Origin of the sequence: Haemophilus sp. oral taxon 851 str. F0397 (assembly GCF_000242295.1) — a bacterium.
In the GTDB taxonomy this organism is placed as follows: domain Bacteria; phylum Pseudomonadota; class Gammaproteobacteria; order Enterobacterales; family Pasteurellaceae; genus Haemophilus.
In genome coordinates this window covers 40,029-58,920 of record NZ_JH591070.1, presented here as the reverse complement: position 1 = coordinate 58,920, position 18,892 = coordinate 40,029, and the positions used below count along the sequence as shown (strand labels likewise).

The window sequence follows — 18,892 nt, the reverse complement described above, 5'->3', positions numbered from 1 at the left end:
TCATTAAAACAAAGGGCTGATATTTAAAATCAGCCCTTATTTTTTCTAGAAGATTATTTCCAAGAATATTTCACACCCACGGTGCCTTGGTAACCTTTGTGTCGGTTGCTATCGAAGGATTTTTCGTAGCGAGCATCTGCATAAAGGTAAGTGTTTTCACTTAATGAGAATTGAGAGCCTAAGCCTAATTCCCACCAAGTGCGGTCAAATTCCTCGGTTAATTTGTCACGACCAATTAATGCATTGCCCGTTGCTTTAAAATCGTGCCAAATATTACCGATGAAATAATAGGTGCGAGTGCGTTGTTTATCATTTGGTGTGTTATACGCCAAACGGAAACCAACACGACCACGCAAGCCATAACCTTTTTGAGAAACTGCACGAGTGCCGTCGTTAAAGTTGCCTAAGCGCAAGTATTGTGCAATCAGTTGTGCTTGTGGCTCTAAAATCCAGCTATCTCCGTTGTTGGTTTTATCTTTACCTAATGCGTAAGGACGACCAGTTTCCACTGAAAGGGCAGCACCCCAGCCGTGATTTTTCGCTTGTGTGCCATCAACGGATGAATAACGGTTATTTAACCAAGAGAGTTGTCCCACCCAGTCAATGTAAGTGCCATTTTCATTGTAACGCGTGTCAGTTACACCAAGATTAAGTGCGGTAGTTTTTACGCGAGAAGTTAATTTATCTGCAATCACGACACCATTTTTCGCACGGTATTCATCATAGAATTTGCTGTGAGAACGTAACGCGCCGAAATACAGGCCGGTAAAACGGCGGGTAAGTTTGCCCTCATCATCTTGTTTGGTTTTAACATCAAAGTCGTGCCCAACTTGGAAGCCGTACATATTGGTTTTTAAACCAAAGCGTTCTTTGCCATCGAGTTTGAGGTGTTTACCAATCACACGACCCCAAGATTGTTTTTCCACATCTTGCCAATAACTGCCTTGTTTATCCCAAGAAAGGGTTTGATTTTCGCCACGGCGTTGGTGAAGTGTATCCAACATTGTATAGCCTAATTCCAAGTTTTGGCGAGGAACGAGTGCGTAGGCTGGTGCGCTTGGCGTGATGATGGTTTTATCTTTATTTGGTGTGGTTAAAGTCCAGAAGTATTCTGTTACACCATTGTCATCTTTATGTGAAACTAATTGTAATTCTCCTGCCCCTGTGGTTTTTGCTGTACCAGTAAAGGTTGAACGTGTATTGTAAGCGTAAGGTTTAGTTGCATCCGTAGAATTTATTTCATTGCCTTCTGTTCCATTGTCTTTGCCTAAAACTTTAATAACAGGGACACTACGTTTGTAGCGATCGGTAAGTTCGCCAATTGTGCCATCAATAACATCTTCAGTACCATCTGTTTTAACGGCTTTGACAGTCGTGTTACCAGAGGCATCACCTGTAATCGTTAATAAATCTGATTCTGAATTTGTTCCAAGATAATCGCCGGTAGTATTCCATTTAGTGTTCACTTTTAACACACCATCTTTACCTTCATAATTCCCTTCAATGGTAAGTTTGTCGGCATAGGATTGATTAGCGAGGGTGATGATACCGTGATCATTGGTGAATGTCCCATCTTTATCAGCGCCATTTGATGATACTTTAACAATGTATTTTTCCGCTGGATGGCTTCCTGCATCTAATACACCACCATTACTAAGCGTGACTGATTTTGCAGTAGAACGTTGTTCAGTTTCATCTTCTTTTTTATTTAAGAACCAAACTGCTTTGTTGTCCACATTCATGGTTAAGGTTGAGCCAATATCTTGATGAACAAGACCTGTTAATTTTGCACCATCGCTAAAAGTGGCGGTAAGTTCTGAATGGGCTTCGGCGGTTTTATTGGCTTCGTCAATTTTTTCTGATTTAGCATACACAGCCCATCCCTTTGACGCAGCAGTGGCGATGGATTTGTCGCCTGAAAGTTTGAATGTTGCATTTTTTACATTAAATGCACCCCAAGTAAAATAGCGTAGTAAAGCGTCTTGTTTACCTAATAGCTTTGCTCCCCACATCAAGTCACCTTCTTTTTTAAAACGGGCATTGGCAAGAATAAGGCTATCGGTTTTCGAGGTGGTGGAAAGTTTGGTATTAACTAAGCTAACCTGATTATTTTTATTATCTTTACCTCTCGCAAGCATTTCGTAAAAAGTAAAAAATTTTTTTACTTCTCCAAGATTCTCATAATCAATAGTATCGAAAACTAAAGCATTTGTACTGGTTCGAATTTCAGAAGCTTCATTCTTATTTTTTTCACCTGTAATAGTGAATTTTGAGCCTTCATCAAATAAACGTACCGCACCTGAACCGCGATAAGTTTTTCCTTTCGCAAGAGTCGTTCCATTAATTGAAGTAGTATCTACGGTTAATTTTCCATTGGCTTCTACCGTCGCATTTTTACCAGCATCTCCGTTGCCAGGTTTCCCGATTTTAATACCTGCAGAGTTAATACCATTTGCTGTGACACTGATATTTGTATCCCCGTCTAAAATAGCCTTAGCATCATTACCTGATACGTAAAGCCCCACCATATAATCTGCAACTTTATTTGCACTCACATCAGAAACTTTAATATCTACTTTTCCTGTAGAATGAAATTCTGGTGTTGAACCTGTTGAACGATATACTCTAATACCAGAATATTGATAGCCAGTTTCAAATTTTCCACCAGGAATAGGAACTCCAGTATAATTCCCTCTTACAGTATCTGCTGTATTATTTACTGTAATATTTGCGTTTTCTACATTAACACGAGCATTACCAGTATTACTCCCCCCATTCCAGTTATACCCTACAGCCAGCCCATAAGCCGCGTCAGAATCAGCTGATTGGCTTGTATTTTTCTCACGATTGGATTTTGTGACATTGATATTAAGGTTTTTGATCTCGGCAGTTGAATTACCACGAACAATCATTCCTTTAGGGCGATTGTTTGTTGCCTTGTCACTAGGGGTGACATTGATATTTAACGTTTCAGCTGTTAGTTTGGAACCTTCTACATATAAGGGAACTATCTCGTCTCCTGTAATTGTTTCATTTATGGTTTCTTCGCCTTTTAATGTTAAATGTGCACCGTTTTCTACAGAAAGCTGTTTATTATCTGGAAGAGAATCTGTTTCACCAGTAAGCGTGGTGTCTGTTGTAATATTTTCTGTTAAAGCTGCGTAGGCTGGAGTTGTACTAAGTGAATAATAGGTAGTAGAAAGGGCAGAAGAGATTAGAATACTAAGAAGTTTTTTTTTACAATTTTGCTTGCTTGCTTGCTTGCTTGCTTGCTTGCTTTTGGGATTCTTGTTTCATAAGTTAACCTAACAAAGTTGTGAGTTCAACGACAATTAAAGTAAATCCTTTATCATAAAACAGGATTTTCCTTATCGGCTAAATTTTAATCGGTTTGTGTTTATTTAACAAGTTTAGATTAGTGTGATTTTAAAAAATAGAAGAAATATGATTTAGATTAATATTTATAATGTGGTGCTGTTTGGCAATGGCTGAGGCTCTCCCAAAAAATAAGGCTCAACTCCTAATATCAAATCCAAAACTGCTTTTATACGCGCAAAAACTTCTCTTATTCGAGTAGATAGATGTAATTCGGGTTGTTTTGCTACAAAACAAATCGCATCAATATCATGTGCTTTGGCTATTAAAAGTGCGCGTTCGCAATGAAATTTTTGGCTGACAATCGTAAATGCTTGTACTTGGAAAATTTTATCTGCTCGGATAACGGAATCTAGCGTACGGAAACCAGCAAAATCACGGAACATAGAGGCTTCAGATACGCCCATTTTTCGTAAATCACGAAACATTGCTCTTGGTTCGTTATATTGGATAGTGCGATTATCGCCACTTAATAAAAGGTAATTGACTTTTTGATGATCGATCAACTCTTTTGCGGCGGCTAAACGATACTCGTAATAAGCATTAGGTTTTCCACCAATAATATATTTCGATGTGCCCAGCACAAGAGCATATGCGCGAGGGGGGAGTTCATCAATATTCGTGAATATCTTATCACGCACATAAAAACTTACGCCTTTATCGACAAGCAAGCAAAGCATAATCAATGCAAAGATTGTATAGAGCGATATACGAAAAAGTGCGGTTAATTTTGATGGTAATTTTTTTATTATCATGTCTGTAAACATAATGAAAAATTCCCCGCACTTCAAGGAGAATTTGATGGATTTTATGAATTGCATTGATGTGTGATAATTTAGCCGTTTAGACGGCTAAAATTTCTTGACAACCTAATCGACTTACTGATAGTTTAAGTGCCATTCTCATTATTACAATAGGTTTCCAATGTCTGTGCAAAATGTAGTGCTTTTTGACACACAGCCTTTAACCATGACGCTTGGTGGCAAGCTTTCCCATATCAATGTTGCGTATCAAACTTATGGTACGCTAAATGCCGAAAAAAATAATGCGGTATTAATTTGTCACGCTTTGACTGGCGATGCTGAGCCTTATTTTGATGACGGTCGCGATGGCTGGTGGCAGAATTTTATGGGAGCAGGTTTAGCATTGGATACGGATCGTTATTTTTTTATTAGCTCGAACGTATTAGGTGGTTGCAAGGGAACAACTGGGCCTTCATCAATTAATCCGCAAACGGGTAAACCTTATGGTAGCCAATTTCCTAATATTGTCGTGCAAGATATTGTCAAAGTACAAAAAGCCTTGCTTGATCATCTTGGCATTAGCCATTTAAAAGCCATTATTGGTGGATCTTTTGGCGGTATGCAAGCGAATCAATGGGCGATTGATTATCCTGATTTTATGGATAATATCGTAAATCTTTGCTCATCCATTTATTTTAGTGCTGAAGCTATAGGCTTTAACCATGTTATGCGTCAAGCGGTAATTAATGACCCTAATTTTAATGGTGGCGATTACTATGATGGTACACCGCCAGATCAAGGGCTATCTATTGCTCGTATGCTAGGTATGTTGACTTACCGTACTGATTTACAGCTTGCAAAAGCCTTTGGACGAGCAACAAAATCAGATGGCAGTTTTTGGGGCGATTACTTTCAAGTTGAATCCTACCTTTCTTATCAAGGTAAAAAATTTTTAGAACGTTTTGATGCCAATAGTTATTTGCATTTGTTACGTGCGTTGGATATGTATGATCCAAGCATTGGGTATGAAAATGTTAAAGAGGCATTGTCACGCATTAAAGCGCGTTATACGCTGGTTTCTGTGACAACGGACCAGCTTTTTAAGCCAGTTGACCTTTATAAAAGTAAACAGCTTTTAGAACAAAGTGGAGTCGATATACATTTTTACGAATTCCCATCAGATTACGGACACGATGCGTTTTTAGTGGATTATGATCAATTTGAAAAACGAATTCGAGATGGTTTGGCGGGTAATTAGATATAAAAAAGTGCGGTGAAATTTCACCGCACTTTTTCTTTTATAATAGGTTCTTTTATAATAGGCTATTCTTCAGAACCGAGTTCTTCCAAAGAATCTTCTTCATCTGCATCACAAACACGTTCTAAACTTACTACATGTTCATCATCTGCGGTACGAATTAAACGAACACCTTGAGTGTTACGGCCTACGATGCTCACTTCGCTTACGCGTGTGCGAACAAGGGTTCCAGCATCGGTAATCAACATAATTTGGTCGGTTTCTTCTACTTGAGTTGCGGCAACTACTTTACCATTGCGTTCACTCACTTTAATTGAAATCACACCTTTTGTATTACGTGATTTAGTTGGGTATTCACTTAATTGTGTGCGTTTTCCGTAGCCGTTTTGCGTTGCAGTTAAAATTGCACCTTCACCTTTTGGCACAACGAGAGAAACCACTTTATCGATATTTAAATCTAATGATGCTTCGGCGTTGTCATCAGAAATTTCTTCAATTTCTACCGCACTTTCATCGTCAGAAATATCGTTTGTTAAAGCGAGTTTGATACCGCGAACCCCAGTTGCTAAACGCCCCATTGCACGAACAGCATTTTCTGCAAAACGTACCACGCGACCTTGTGATGAGAACAACATAATTTCGTTGCTGCCATCAGTAATATCAACACCGATTAATTCATCTTCGTCACGTAAATTCAATGCGATGATACCGTTTGAACGTGGACGACTAAATTCGGTTAAGGCGATTTTCTTCACAATACCGCCAGCAGTTGCCATAACTACGAATTTATCTTCTTCGTAAGCAGAAACTGGCAAGATTGCAGTAATACGTTCGTTTTCTTGTAACGGAAGAATATTCACAATTGGACGACCGCGTGCACCACGGCTTGCTTGTGGAAGTTGATATACTTTCAACCAATATAAACGGCCACGGCTAGAGAAACAGAGGATCGTATCGTGAGTATTTGCCACCAGTAATTTTTCGATGAAATCTTCTTCTTTCATCTTCGTTGCAGATTTACCTTTACCGCCACGGCGTTGTGCTTCATAGTCGGTCAGTGGTTGGTACTTCACATAACCTTCGTGAGAAAGTGTCACAACCACATCTTCTTGTGCGATTAAATCTTCTAAATCAATATCGCCAGAAGCTGCGGTAATTTCAGTTAAACGATCATCACCGAATTGTGCTTTCACTTCTTCCAATTCTTCACGAATCACTTCCATTAAACGTTCTGCGCTACTTAAAATATGAAGAAGATCCGCAATTTTAACTAATAATTCCTCATATTCTTTTACAACTTCTTCAAACGCAATGCCAGTTAAACGATGTAAGCGAAGTTCTAAAATTGCGTTTACTTGCGCTGGCGATAAGTAATATTGTTCACCTTGAATACCTAAATTTTCTTCTAAATCATCAGGACGAGCAGAAACATCAAGAAGATTAATAATATCGCTATGTAACGTCCAAGAGCGTGAACTGATTGCTGCTGCAGCCTCTTCACGGTTTTTAGAGTTACGAATGATCGCAATCATTTCATCGATATTAGAACGAGCAACCGCTAAACCTTCCAAAATGTGCGTGCGTTCACGCGCTTTCCGAAGTTCAAAGATAGAACGACGTGTAACGACTTCACGGCGGTGTAAAACGAACGATTCAATGATTTCTTTAAGATTAAATAAACGTGGCTGACCGTGATCCAATGCCACCATATTGATACCAAAGGTCACTTGCATTTGGGTTAGCGAGTAAAGATGGTTTAATACCACTTCCCCTACTGCATCACGTTTAATATCAATTTCAATACGGATCCCTTCTTTGTTTGAAAGGTCAGTAATATTGCTGATACCTTCGATTTTTTTCTCGCGAATTAATTCGGCGATTTTCTCGACTAATTTTGCTTTATTTACTTGGTATGGCAATTCAGACACGATAATTTGCTCGCGTCCTTTTTCGTTGGTTTCTACTGTTGCACGAGCACGAACATACACTTTACCACGACCAGTGCGATAGGCCTCTTCAATTCCTTTACGACCATTAATTAATGCCGCGGTTGGGAAGTCTGGGCCCGGAATATGTTGCATTAATTCATCAATGGTAATTTCATTGTTGTCGATATAAGCCAAACAACCATTTAATACTTCATTTAAGTTGTGAGGAGGAATGTTAGTTGCCATCCCCACTGCAATACCTGAAGAACCATTTGCTAAAAGTGCAGGAATACGAGTCGGCAATACATCTGGAATCATTAATTCGCCATCATAGTTTGGCGAGAAATTGACGGTTTCTTTATCCAAATCCGTGAGCAATGCTTGCGTGATTTTTTGCATACGTACTTCGGTATAACGCATCGCAGCGGGCGCATCACCATCAATTGAACCAAAGTTACCTTGCCCATCAACCAACATATAGCGAAGTGAGAATGGTTGTGCCATACGAACGATTGTATCGTACACAGCTGAGTCACCATGCGGGTGATATTTACCGATTACATCACCTACAACACGCGCTGATTTTACGTATTTTTTATTGGCGGTATTGCCTTCGCGATCCATTGAGAATAGTACTCGGCGGTGAACAGGTTTTAAACCATCTCGAACGTCAGGTAATGCACGCCCAACGATAACCGACATCGCGTAGTCAAGGTAGGAAGATTTGAGTTCTTCTTCGATATTGACAGGGGTGATAGATGATTGGATTGAATCCGTCATTGGTATTCCTTTTTTGATCAAAAATTGTGGCGGATTATAGCATAAAATTGTGGATATGTGGTTTTTGATATCAGGATTTCACCTGATGGCGACCTACTTTTTCTTTGCTTTTCCAAAGAAAAAGTAGGCAAAAAGAAAGGCAACCCTGCTTTTCCTTATTTCCTTTGTTCCATTGAATTTGCTTAACGGAAATTTTCTGAACTCGCTGCGCTCAAACAGACGAAAATTTCCTACAAATTCAATTACACAAAGGCGGAAAAGAAGGGAGGGATTTCTTTTACACGAGTAAAAGAAAGTTGGTCGTCGTCAGGCGAAATCCTAACCTAATTATTTCCAATTATCACGCTTCGCTTTCTGCAACTTCCCATAAGCCCCTAGCAATGCCTGATGTTCCTTAAAGTTTTCCAAATGTTCATCACTTGCTGGAAGATTGTAGAATGGATTACCCCCTTCAGAGACAGCTGCCCAAGCTTGTTTAACTGCATCTTTGCCATACATTTTTTCAAACACTGCACGATATTGTGCTGGGTCGCGATTTTGATCCAAATGTAATTCAATGATGGAAATTAATGCACGGTAATAATTCACACGTTCTACAGTAAATACAGAACTGTTCATATTCAGCGTCCAGTTTGCCCAATCTAATGCCTGTTCTAATTCGCCTAATGCAAGATGGAGCATTGATTTTAATTCGCCCACGCGTAAGGTTGTCCAGCCGGTATTTTTAGGTGCAACGATACCAATAAATTCACGCACGCGAGTTGCATCGTCAATATCTTGGCCATCTAATTCTTCTAATAACTCTTGATAGGTTTCCGCATCGTGATGCCAGTTTGGTAAATCGAGTAAAATTTCGCGCCAATCCATTCCCATATTGTTGTTGGCGTAAATTAAATCGTCTGCAGGATAAATATCAGACATGCCTGGCACAATAATGCGGCACGCATAGACATCCAAATGGTTGTAATCCATCACGTAAACTTCTTTTTCATCCGCACGGAAAATTGTCATTAAATTATTGTATTCTTCTTGCGTTGTACCACTGAAATCCCAATCAGCAAAGTCATAATCAGGCGTTTCTTTGAATAAATCCCAAGAAATTAAACCGCTCGAATCAATAAAGTGGGTTTCTAAATTAGCATGTTCAGCCACATCATCGTTATTAAAAGATGGCGGAGAGAACACATCTAAATCTTTCAAACTGCGACCTTGTAAAAGTTCAGTCACCGTACGTTCTAAGGCCACTTGGAAATTTGGATGTGCACCAAAAGAGGCAAAGCAAGTGCCGTTATTCGGATTTAATAATACGACGCAAATAACAGGGTATTTTCCGCCAAGTGAAGCATCAAACGCATAAATTGGGAAGCCTTCTTCCTCTAATTTTGCAATGGAAGCCTGAATAGATGGATAGCGATCCATCACCGATTTTGGAATTTCTGGCAGACTGATCGCTTCGGCGATAATTTTATTTTTCACATAACGCTCAAATACTTCTGACAAGCCTTGCACACGTGCTTCAAATTTTGTATTGCCCGCAGACATACCATTTGAGACATAAAGGTTGGCAATAATACTTTGTGGAATGTAAACGGTTTGTTCGTCCGATTGACGAACATAAGGCATCGCCACGATCCCGCGATCATAATTGCCAGATTGTAAATCTACCAATAATTCAGGAGTAAGCTCGGCGTTAGGATCAAAATAATCCAATAAATAATCATCTAAAATACTATTAGGCAGTAAGGCATCATCTTCAATCGGGAACCATTGTTCATTGGGATAATGCACAAAATCGCCGTTTGCGATTTCTTGCCCTAAATAGAAATCAGCAAAGAAATAATTAGTAGAAAGACGCTCAAAATATTCGCCAAGGGCAGAAGCTAACGCCGCTTTTTTGCTTGCCCCTTTACCATTGGAAAAACACTGTGGGCAGTCTTTATCGCGAATATGCACAGACCACACATTTGGCACTGGATTTAGCCAAGATGCCTCTTCAATATTAAAACCAAGTGCGGTCAATTTTTGTTGAAATTTTGCAATACTATCTTCCAATGCGGCATCTTTGCCAGGGATAAACGTTTGTTCTGTCATTTTTGTTCCTAAATAAGAAAAAAGTGCGGTGAATAATAGGGGAGTTTTAATAGCGGGGCAAGATTTTTTCGGCAAAAATAAACCCCGAAAAAATTCGGGGTTTTCTACCGCACTTTTAACGTATATTTGATTGGCGTTAAAGTAGAGTTGGATTGAACCGCACTTTCAAAGCAATCGTAATGGTGGCGAAAATTTTCTCATCGTTAAGAGGAAAGTTTTCGCGTAAAGTGCGGTGGGAATCGGTAATGTTTATTTGAGCTTGTGATAATTCATTTAATAAAAGTGGGAGAGAAAGATTGAGTTGTTCAGCGATTTGTTGAATAGAAAAATGTTCGAAAGTCATTATCAAACGATCTAAATTGCAATAAGAGGGCATGAGATTATGCGTAATAAGATCGGTAAATTGAGTGTTGATTTTTACCCATTTCTTCTTGCGGCTATATAAATGCAGCAACAAACCAAATACGGCAAATCCAGCAAAGAAAAGATGGATGTCTAAGGCTTGAGTAAAAGGAAAGCCCAACCACATTGAAATACCACTTGCAACAACGAAAAGCAAACTTAAGGCTAATCCCCACACTAAGAAAAATTTATAAATCACTTCAAATTTCATTGAATTATCCTTTTCTACAAAAAACTATAAGAAAATATAGAACATCTAATATTATAGAATTCTTTTATCTTATTTTGCTACGTTATATTTGAATTAATATATCGATGCTGTAGAATTCGTTGTAATGTCTCGTTTTTAAAAAGTTAAAATGAAAAAACGCTTACCATTTTAACCGCACTTCGCCCGAACTTTTACATCAACATTTGAATAACTACATTGAAAAATCACTATGACTATTTACGACATCAATTTTGCTGAACTTTATCAACAACACTTAATCGCTTGTAATCATTACAACTTGCCTTCGACAAAATGGGATAAAAAAGCCGTGAAAATGGCAGAAAATTTGGTCGGCAAGCCTTCGGCATATAATCAGCAATTATTGCAAGCAATGAATGTGCAAACCGATGAAACTGTGTTGGATATTGGTTGTGGCCCCGGTACTTTTGCTGTGCCACTCGCACAACAAGGTTCAGCGGTATATGCCTTAGATTATAGCAATGGAATGTTAGATTGCTTGGCGCAGTTCAAACAGAAATTTGGTTTGCATAATCTGACTACATTTCATAAATCTTGGGCGGATAATTGGGATGATGTGCCGCAAGCTGATGTGGTATTGGCATCTCGTTCAACGTTGGTGGACGATTTGGACGATATGATCGAAAAACTCTGTGCCAAAGCGAAGAAACGTGTGTTTTTGACTTCTGTCACGCAACGTCATTTTTTAGATGAGGGCGTATTTGAGGCGATTGGGCGTGAAGATATTGGTTTTCCCACTTATATTTATTTACTCAATCGGTTGTATCAAAAAGGCATTCAGGCAAATTTGAATTTTATTGAAACAGAATCGGGTTGTTTTCAAGGTGAAAGCTACGAGGATTTATTAGCCTCGGTGGAATTTTCTTTAGGCGAACTTTCCGAAAAAGAAAAACAAGGTTTGAAAGCCTTTTACGATCGTAAACAAGCCAACAAAGAACCCATTTCTCACGGACAGAAAAAATGGGCGTTGATTTGGTGGAATGTGGAACGTACCTAACTTTTCAGCTTGAATACATTTACCGGTTCTAAAAATACCGGTATTTTTGACCGCACTTTTTCTAGGTTAAGCATCAGTGGATAGGTACGTTTTTGCGCAATGATTAACGTGAGTGGCGAAAAGATTGTTACGCGTTTATTCTTGGTTGCGATAGGGCATTTTTCAATCACTTCAAAATTGAGCAATGAAAGCCAATCAATCACACGCCAAGCAGGGTAGTGACGCAGCGGATAATCGCCCATTTTTCTTTTGAAAATCAGCGGACTTAATGGATTAAATAAAGCAATAAAAATCCAGCCATCATCAGCTAGTACACGATGAGATTCACGCAGAATTTGATGCGGATCTTGCGCAAAATTAAGCGTATTCATTAAAAACATGGCATGGATTTCTTTTTGAATAAACGGCAATTCGGTGAGGCTAGCTTGAATTAAGCTAACTTTAGCATTACAAAGTGCGGTGAGATTTGGTGTGATTTTTTCGCTCAAAATAATCTGGTGGTGCATAGGTAAATTCGTTGTAACTTCACCACTTAACCCACCAATTTTCAAAACCTGATGACCTAAAATTTTGGGCATCCAAGGCATTAATATTTGGCGTAAGGGTTGGCAATAATCATCCCCCTTTGGCAAATTTTGCCAACTTTCAGGCTGAATGAAAGGCTTGGTCGCTTTGGCATTCCAGTTTACAATCATTTTATTCCTCCATCACAAATGAAAAGGACGATTATGTTATTTGCTTTGCCTGCGCTGAATGATAACTACATTTGGCTTTATCAACGAGAAAATCTGCCTCTTATTATTGTCGATTTACCTGAAACGGACAAGCTGTTTGCGTGGCTAGATAAGCAAAACTCAACGGTTGAGGTGGTGTTGCTTACCCACGAACATGAGGATCATACACAAGGTGTGTCGGCATTTAAAAAACGTTATCCAACAGTGCCGATTTATGGGCCACAAGAATGTGAGAAAAAAGGCGCAACTCAAATTGTGAACGAAGGGAAGATCCTTACCGAACATTATCAAATTGATGTCATTCCGACGGGGGGACACACTAAACAGCACGTGAGTTTTTTAGTAGATAATCATTTATTTTGTGGCGATGCGTTATTTTCTGCTGGTTGCGGACGTGTTTTCACAGGTAATTATGCGCAGATGTTTGAAGGTTTACAGCGTTTGAATACATTGCCCGACGAGACGATTATTTGTCCTGCTCATGAATACACCTTGGGGAATTTAGCGTTTGCAGAAACCGTGCTGGTGGATAAAGGTGCGGTAGAAAAAAGTGCGATAGAAAAACAACGTATTTTTGTTGAAACACAACGGGCTGAAAATAAACCAAGTTTGCCGACAACATTAAAACTTGAGCGAGAAATTAATCCGTTTTTACAAGCAAAAACACTTGAAGAATTTACCGCACTTCGCAAAGCAAAAGATATGTTCTAAGTGAGCTTTTTTATTGAGGCAAAGTGCGGTGACTTTTTAAATTAGCAGATTATTTCTTTCTCGCTAACATTGTGGCAAATTTCATTTTAATGCGATTGCCGTTTTCATCGGTTTTGTGTAATTCGCCCATATTTTCGTTATATTCTAAGAATTCCCAATCTTTGTAATATTCTTTTAATTCATTTTCAGCAAAAGTGAAAGAGAACGGAAGCGGGCAAGGCACATCATCTGTGGACATAGCCGCAACGATTAAGTTATACCCGCCAACATTGGTGTGTTCTTGCATATTTTTAATGATTGACGGTACACGTTCACGATTTAAGAACATAAACACCACTGTTGAAACAATAAAATCGTAGTTTTCTTGAATGTTGGCAGAGTTAATATCGTAAAGTGCGGTAGAAATATTAAGGTTTTCTTTCTCTTTGGTTTCATTTAAAAAGGCAATGCTGTTTTCATTGTGATCCCAAGAGGTCACATCATAGCCTAATAAACTTAAATAAAGTGAATTACGCCCTTGGCCGCAACCTAAATCTAACACTTTACAAGGCGAGATAATTTTTGCGGCATCCACCACATCGCCGTGAGTGGCAGTCATGTTGTATTTTTTACTGAAATAATCTTCTTTTTTGCAATAGAAACCTAGGGTACATTCTAAATCATCAGAAAGCGCTTCAACACGATGCCAAGCTTGAGGTTCAACAAAAGGAATCTCGCTTTCTGGGGTGAAAATATGCTCGGCAACAACATCGCCATTTTCTGTTAGCTCATAAAATTTGAGTTTGCCTTTTAATACGGTTAATTTTCCCCAAGTGCCGACTTTTGTGTTGTGCTTTTCTTGGAACATTTGTGGCAATTTGTCTTTTGTCCACACTGGCATTTGTTTATAGCAAATTAATTCGTTTTTCATAATATTCTCCAAACAGATAAATAGTTGAGTGTTATAGTAGGTTATAAGTCGCCTATTTTCAACTAGAAAATAAAAGGGCAACGTAATGTTGCCCTTATTTAGATTGAATTGTTATTTGACTTGCATGCCTGCGGTGACACCGCTATCAGCAGAAAGTAAGAATAAGTCACTTCCGCCCGTGCCTGCGGATAGAATCATTCCCTCAGACACGCCGAATTTCATTTTACGTGGTGCAAGGTTTGCCACCATAATCACAAAACGACCTTCTAATTCTTCAGGCTTATTGTAAGCCGCTTTAATGCCAGAGAAGACTTGGCGAGTATGATCGCCAAGATCCAATTCAAAACGTAAAAGTTTATTGGATTCTGGCACCGCTTCGCATTTCAATACTTTTGCTACACGCATATCAAGTTTAGCGAAATCATCAATAGTGATGGTTTCAGCAATAGGTTCAACGGCAGAAAGTGCGGTTGGTTTTGCTTCAGTTTTTTCTGTTGCTTTATTGGCTGCGGCAAATAAGGCTTTGGTTTCTTCCACAACGGCATCAATTTGTTTTTTCTCTAAACGAGAGAATAAGGCTTTGAATGGTGCAAGGGTATGACTAAGCAATGGTTGATGAATATTATCCCAACGTAATTCAGCTTGTAAGAAGGCTTCTGCACGTTCTGCCAATTTTGGTAGAACAGGTTTTAAGTAAGACATCAACACGTGGAAAAGCTCAATCCCCATTGAACATACGGCTTGTAATTCAGCCTCTTTGCCTTCTTCTTTTGCAATCACCCAAGGGGCTTTTTCATCAATATATTTATTGGCTTTATCGGTTAATGCCATAATTTCACGAATGGCTTTATTGTATTCACGGCTTTCGTAATAAGCTGCGATTTGCTCGGCTTGGGCGGTAAATTCTGCAAATAATGTTTCATCTTCCAGTTTATCCGCAAGTTTGCCTTCAAAGCGTTTCGCAATAAAGCCTGCATTGCGTGAAGCCAAATTCACTAATTTATTTACGATATCTGTATTTACACGTTGTACGAAATCTTCAAGATTAAAGTCTAAATCTTCAATGCGATCATTTAATTTTGCCGCATAGTAATAACGCAAACATTCAGGATCGATATGATTCAAATAAGTGCTGGCTTGAATGAAAGTCCCGCGAGATTTTGACATTTTTGCCCCATCCACCGTGACATAGCCATGAGTGAACACATTAGTCGGTTTACGATAGCCACTGCCTTCAAGCATTGCTGGCCAGAATAGACTGTGGAAATAAACGATGTCTTTACCGATGAAATGATAAAGTTCTGCATCACTGCCTTCAGCCCAAAATTCGTTGAAATCAATGCCTTCACGATTGCATAGATTTTTGAATGAAGCCATATAGCCGATTGGCGCATCTAACCAAACATAGAAGAATTTATCTTTTGCACCCGGAATTTCAAAACCGAAATAAGGCGCATCGCGTGAAATATCCCATTGCTGTAAACCACTCTCAAACCATTCTTGCATTTTGTTCGCAATTTCTGATTGAAGTGAGCCAGAACGAGTCCATTCTTTTAACATCCCTTCAAATGCAGGTAAGTCAAAGAAAAAGTGTTCAGATTCTTTTACAACAGGTGTTGCGCCAGAAACGGCTGAACGAGGATTAATTAAATCCATTGGGCTATAAGTTGAAGCACAAACTTCGCAGTTATCGCCATATTGATCTTCTGCTTTACATTTCGGGCAAGTGCCTTTTACAAAACGATCAGGCAAGAACATATTTTTTTCAGGGTCGAATAACTGAGAAATAACTTTACTCTTAATAAAGCCATTGGCTTTGAGTTTATTGTAAATTTCTGCGGTGAGCTGTTTGTTTTCCTCGCTGTGAGTGGAATGATAGTTATCAAAACTAATATTGAAACCTGCAAAATCACGCACGTGATCGGCTTTTGCTTTAGCAATTAATTCTTCAGGTGTAATACCAAGTTTATCAGCATTCAACATAATCGGCGTGCCGTGTGCATCGTCCGCACAGACAAAATGGATTTTATTGCCACGCATACGTTGAAAACGCACCCAAATATCCGCTTGGATATGTTCTAACATATGGCCTAAATGAATTGCCCCATTGGCATAAGGCAAGGCGCAAGTGACTAAAATTTTACGGGGTTGAGTTGTCATTTATTATTCTCTTTTTAGCATACAAAAATTGTGCTTATCTTACTTTAAATAGGGGATTTTTTCTAGTTTGAAAATGGAAGGAAAATCCACTGCACTTTATTTAAAATTACCTATTTTAAAAGCTTAAAATTTAATCATTTTGCACCCAGTATACTGGGTGTTAGTTTCTCTTTACAGAGAAACTAACAAAACATATTGCCAAACAAAAAATTTGGTATTTTTTATAAATCAACTTAAGAGATTATTATATGAAATTAACAAAAATACTGCTTACCAGCGCATTGTTAGGTGCCTCTATTCTTTCTTTTCATTCAACTGTGGAAGCTAGAGATATCGGAACAGAAGTGGGTATAGATGCTTATAGAAAGAATAATTTCGCACAGGCTGCAGAACAGTTTAAAGATGCAGGTATGGTGAGAGGAGATTCTACGGCGCAATTATTTTTAGGAGTAATGTATTATAATGGGGAATTTTTTAAGCAAGATTATGTTGAGGCAGCAAAGTGGTATCGCAAAGCTGCAGATCAGGGGGAGGAGTTTGCCTTACTTTTCTTAGGTGAGATGTATGAAGAGGGAAAAGGTGTAGAAAAAGATTATGCTGAAGCAGTAAAGTTGTATAGAAAGGCTGCAGAGCAGGGGAGTGCCTCAGGTCAAACGGCCTTAGGTTCAATGTATAGATTTGGAAAAGGCGTAGAAGAAGATTATGCTGAAGCACTAAAATGGTATAACAAGGCTGCAGAGCAAGGACATAACCAGGCACAATTTTACTTAGGTGAGATGTATGCTAATGGAGTAGGCGTTAAACAAAATCAAGTGAAAGCCAAAGAATTATTTAATAAATCTTGTAAACAAGGTTACAAGACAGCTTGTAAAGTTTTAAAAAGCTACAATAAGAAATAGGGGAAAAATATTATGAAAAAACAATTGATTGTTATGGTTTCTTTGGTTGGAACACTTTCTGTATTATCTGCTTGTACTTCTAATGAAGATATTACCTTTCCTGCAATGATTTCGCCTTTGGCATTAGATGTTGAAACTTGTTCATCACAAGCTAAATCTGATTTTCAATTAGGTGTGGCAGCTTATAAAGATAAGAAATACGCTCAATCTTTTGAGTTATTTACTAAGGCGAGTGAGAAAAATTGTGCAAATGCTGATTTCTATCTTGCAGAGCAATATTATAACGGACAACATCTCTCAAAAAACCTTGAGGTGGCAAAAGAAAAATTTAAACAGGCTTGTCATAAAGGGCTAAAAACAGCTTGTATAATGGAATAATTTGAGTTTAGTCCATTATTTGAGTAAATACCTGTTTCTGAAATCGGTTATCAGAAACAGGTTTTTTATTCGGTTTGAAAAACTTTAACTTAACATACCGCACTTTCCGTGATTAAATATGCCCGACAAATTTACTCTACTAAACAGGAAGTTATTATGGCAACTTACTTTTCTGATAATTTGACTGCTGAACAGCAAAATCAAGTTCAGCAGATTATCCAACAATTTCAGCATCCAACCCTGCAAAAGGATCTGATTGCGCTTAATACTTTGAAAAAAGTGGAAAAGGGCGGCGATACTTTACGCATTGAATTGAAATTACCTTTTGCATGGAATTCTGGTGCAGAACAGTTAAAACAAGCGGTCTCAGACGCGTTATTGAACGCGACAGATTGCAAAGCAATTAAATGGGCGATCTCGTATCAAATCGCTACACTTAAACGTGCAAATAATCAACCTGCTGTAAAAGGTGTGAAAAATATTATTGCGGTAAGCTCTGGCAAAGGCGGCGTAGGGAAATCATCGGTTTCTGTTAATTTAGCTTTAGCATTACAAGCGCAAGGTGCACGTGTTGGGATTTTAGATGCGGATATTTATGGTCCTTCTATTCCACATATGTTAGGCGCAGCGGATCAACGTCCAACTTCGCCAGATAATCAACACATCACTCCAATTAAAGCACATGGTTTATCTGCAAATTCCATTGGCTTTTTGATGAATGAAGATAGCGCAACAATTTGGCGCGGCCCGATGGCGAGTAGCGCATTAAGTCAATTATTAAATGAAACCCTATGGGATAGTTTAGATTATCTTGTTATCGATATGCCTCCCGGCACTGGCGATATTCAACTTACCTTATCACAACAAATACCTGTGACTGGTGCAGTGGTAGTGACAACTCCGCAAGATATTGCTCTGCTTGATGCGGTGAAAGGTATTTCAATGTTTGAGCGAGTCTCCGTACCAGTGTTGGGTATTGTGGAAAATATGTCAATGCATATTTGTAGCGAGTGCGGTCACCACGAAGCGATTTTTGGTACAGGCGGTGCAGAGAAAATGGCTGAAAAATACAATGTAAAAGTATTAGCTCAACTTCCTTTACACATTCGTATCCGTGAAGATTTAGATGCGGGCAACCCAACTGTTGTGCGAGTGCCTGAAAATGAAATTTCACAAGCATTCCTACAACTTGCAGAAAAAGTCTCCACAGAACTTTACTGGCAAGGTTCCGTAATCCCAAGTGAGATTTTATTTAAAGAAGTGAAATAATCGAAAA

14 protein-coding genes are annotated in these 18,892 nt (G+C 38.7%); 6 read left to right on the top strand and 8 right to left on the bottom strand.

The features are described from left to right. Positions 1-53: 53 nt before the first annotated feature. Positions 54-2,912, bottom strand: a complete 2,859-nt coding sequence (locus tag HMPREF9096_RS06805) for an autotransporter outer membrane beta-barrel domain-containing protein (RefSeq protein ID WP_009499981.1) — start codon at positions 2,910-2,912, stop codon at positions 54-56. Between the two features lie 549 nt (positions 2,913-3,461). Then, positions 3,462-4,142, bottom strand: a complete 681-nt coding sequence (locus HMPREF9096_RS06810; RefSeq protein ID WP_032803276.1) for a vancomycin high temperature exclusion protein — start codon at positions 4,140-4,142, stop codon at positions 3,462-3,464. A 157-nt stretch (positions 4,143-4,299) separates the two neighbouring features. On the opposite strand from HMPREF9096_RS06810, the gene HMPREF9096_RS06815 reads away from it, so the two are divergent. Continuing rightward, the gene (locus HMPREF9096_RS06815) at positions 4,300-5,376 is read left to right on the top strand and encodes a homoserine O-acetyltransferase (protein ID WP_009499979.1); all 1,077 of its coding nucleotides are present in this window, start codon (positions 4,300-4,302) and stop codon (positions 5,374-5,376) included. Positions 5,377-5,441: 65 nt separating this feature from the next. Here HMPREF9096_RS06815 and gyrA read toward each other — a convergent pair whose 3' ends face one another. The 3 genes from gyrA to HMPREF9096_RS06830 all read right to left on the bottom strand — a co-directional run bounded on the left by gyrA (position 5,442) and on the right by HMPREF9096_RS06830 (position 10,788). Then, a complete protein-coding gene (gyrA, locus tag HMPREF9096_RS06820) occupies positions 5,442-8,084 on the bottom strand; it encodes a DNA topoisomerase (ATP-hydrolyzing) subunit A (RefSeq protein ID WP_009499978.1) in 2,643 nt (880 codons plus the stop codon). Between the two features lie 327 nt (positions 8,085-8,411). Next, complete coding sequence (gene ycaO, locus HMPREF9096_RS06825; protein ID WP_009499975.1) at positions 8,412-10,175, bottom strand: 30S ribosomal protein S12 methylthiotransferase accessory factor YcaO; 1,764 nt, start codon at positions 10,173-10,175, stop codon at positions 8,412-8,414. 136 nt (positions 10,176-10,311) lie between these two features. Beyond that, the gene (locus tag HMPREF9096_RS06830; RefSeq protein ID WP_009499973.1) at positions 10,312-10,788 is read right to left on the bottom strand and encodes a hypothetical protein; all 477 of its coding nucleotides are present in this window, start codon (positions 10,786-10,788) and stop codon (positions 10,312-10,314) included. A 229-nt stretch (positions 10,789-11,017) separates the two neighbouring features. Between HMPREF9096_RS06830 and HMPREF9096_RS06835 the strand changes: the two genes are divergently transcribed. After that, positions 11,018-11,824 (top strand): methyltransferase domain-containing protein, encoded by an 807-nt coding sequence (locus HMPREF9096_RS06835; protein WP_009499972.1) that lies wholly within the window; start codon positions 11,018-11,020, stop codon positions 11,822-11,824. On the opposite strand, the gene HMPREF9096_RS06840 is transcribed toward HMPREF9096_RS06835, so the two are convergent. Then, positions 11,821-12,519 (bottom strand): methyltransferase domain-containing protein, encoded by a 699-nt coding sequence (locus HMPREF9096_RS06840; RefSeq protein ID WP_009499971.1) that lies wholly within the window; start codon positions 12,517-12,519, stop codon positions 11,821-11,823. The two genes, HMPREF9096_RS06835 and HMPREF9096_RS06840, sit on opposite strands and share 4 nt — an antisense overlap. A 33-nt stretch (positions 12,520-12,552) precedes the next feature. On the opposite strand from HMPREF9096_RS06840, the gene gloB reads away from it, so the two are divergent. Beyond that, entirely contained in the window at positions 12,553-13,269 is a 717-nt protein-coding gene (gene gloB / locus HMPREF9096_RS06845; protein WP_032803275.1) for a hydroxyacylglutathione hydrolase, read from the top strand. Positions 13,270-13,318: 49 nt separating this feature from the next. On the opposite strand, the gene tehB is transcribed toward gloB, so the two are convergent. Beyond that, positions 13,319-14,179, bottom strand: coding sequence for an SAM-dependent methyltransferase TehB (tehB, locus tag HMPREF9096_RS06850; RefSeq protein WP_009499969.1), 861 nt, complete (start codon positions 14,177-14,179; stop codon positions 13,319-13,321). A gap of 111 nt (positions 14,180-14,290) precedes the next feature. Then, a complete protein-coding gene (gene metG / locus HMPREF9096_RS06855; RefSeq protein ID WP_009499967.1) occupies positions 14,291-16,339 on the bottom strand; it encodes a methionine--tRNA ligase in 2,049 nt (682 codons plus the stop codon). A 248-nt stretch (positions 16,340-16,587) separates the two neighbouring features. Here metG and HMPREF9096_RS06860 point away from each other — a divergent pair, with 248 nt between their 5' ends. The 3 genes from HMPREF9096_RS06860 (at position 16,588) to apbC (ending at position 18,885) form a co-directional block, all read left to right on the top strand. Beyond that, positions 16,588-17,238 carry a tetratricopeptide repeat protein gene (locus HMPREF9096_RS06860; RefSeq protein WP_009499966.1) on the top strand — a complete coding sequence of 217 codons (651 nt, stop codon included), beginning with the start codon at positions 16,588-16,590 and terminating at the stop codon, positions 17,236-17,238. A 12-nt stretch (positions 17,239-17,250) separates the two neighbouring features. Next, complete coding sequence (locus HMPREF9096_RS06865) at positions 17,251-17,616, top strand: sel1 repeat family protein (protein WP_009499965.1); 366 nt, start codon at positions 17,251-17,253, stop codon at positions 17,614-17,616. A 156-nt stretch (positions 17,617-17,772) separates the two neighbouring features. Continuing rightward, a complete protein-coding gene (gene apbC, locus HMPREF9096_RS06870) occupies positions 17,773-18,885 on the top strand; it encodes an iron-sulfur cluster carrier protein ApbC (RefSeq protein ID WP_032803274.1) in 1,113 nt (370 codons plus the stop codon). Positions 18,886-18,892 lie beyond the last annotated feature (7 nt).

Excerpts from the sequence above, each read along its gene's own strand:
- HMPREF9096_RS06805 (WP_009499981.1), bottom strand. The coding sequence starts at position 2,912 with ATGATTGTTCGTGGTAATTCAACTGCCGAGATCAAAAACCTTAATATC.
- HMPREF9096_RS06810 (WP_032803276.1), bottom strand. The coding sequence starts at position 4,142 with ATGTTTACAGACATGATAATAAAAAAATTACCATCAAAATTAACCGCA.
- HMPREF9096_RS06815 (WP_009499979.1), top strand. The coding sequence starts at position 4,300 with ATGTCTGTGCAAAATGTAGTGCTTTTTGACACACAGCCTTTAACCATG.
- gyrA (WP_009499978.1), bottom strand. The coding sequence starts at position 8,084 with ATGACGGATTCAATCCAATCATCTATCACCCCTGTCAATATCGAAGAA.
- ycaO (WP_009499975.1), bottom strand. The coding sequence starts at position 10,175 with ATGACAGAACAAACGTTTATCCCTGGCAAAGATGCCGCATTGGAAGAT.
- HMPREF9096_RS06830 (WP_009499973.1), bottom strand. The coding sequence starts at position 10,788 with ATGAAATTTGAAGTGATTTATAAATTTTTCTTAGTGTGGGGATTAGCC.
- HMPREF9096_RS06835 (WP_009499972.1), top strand. The coding sequence starts at position 11,018 with ATGACTATTTACGACATCAATTTTGCTGAACTTTATCAACAACACTTA.
- HMPREF9096_RS06840 (WP_009499971.1), bottom strand. The coding sequence starts at position 12,519 with ATGATTGTAAACTGGAATGCCAAAGCGACCAAGCCTTTCATTCAGCCT.
- gloB (WP_032803275.1), top strand. The coding sequence starts at position 12,553 with ATGTTATTTGCTTTGCCTGCGCTGAATGATAACTACATTTGGCTTTAT.
- tehB (WP_009499969.1), bottom strand. The coding sequence starts at position 14,179 with ATGAAAAACGAATTAATTTGCTATAAACAAATGCCAGTGTGGACAAAA.
- metG (WP_009499967.1), bottom strand. The coding sequence starts at position 16,339 with ATGACAACTCAACCCCGTAAAATTTTAGTCACTTGCGCCTTGCCTTAT.
- HMPREF9096_RS06860 (WP_009499966.1), top strand. The coding sequence starts at position 16,588 with ATGAAATTAACAAAAATACTGCTTACCAGCGCATTGTTAGGTGCCTCT.
- HMPREF9096_RS06865 (WP_009499965.1), top strand. The coding sequence starts at position 17,251 with ATGAAAAAACAATTGATTGTTATGGTTTCTTTGGTTGGAACACTTTCT.
- apbC (WP_032803274.1), top strand. The coding sequence starts at position 17,773 with ATGGCAACTTACTTTTCTGATAATTTGACTGCTGAACAGCAAAATCAA.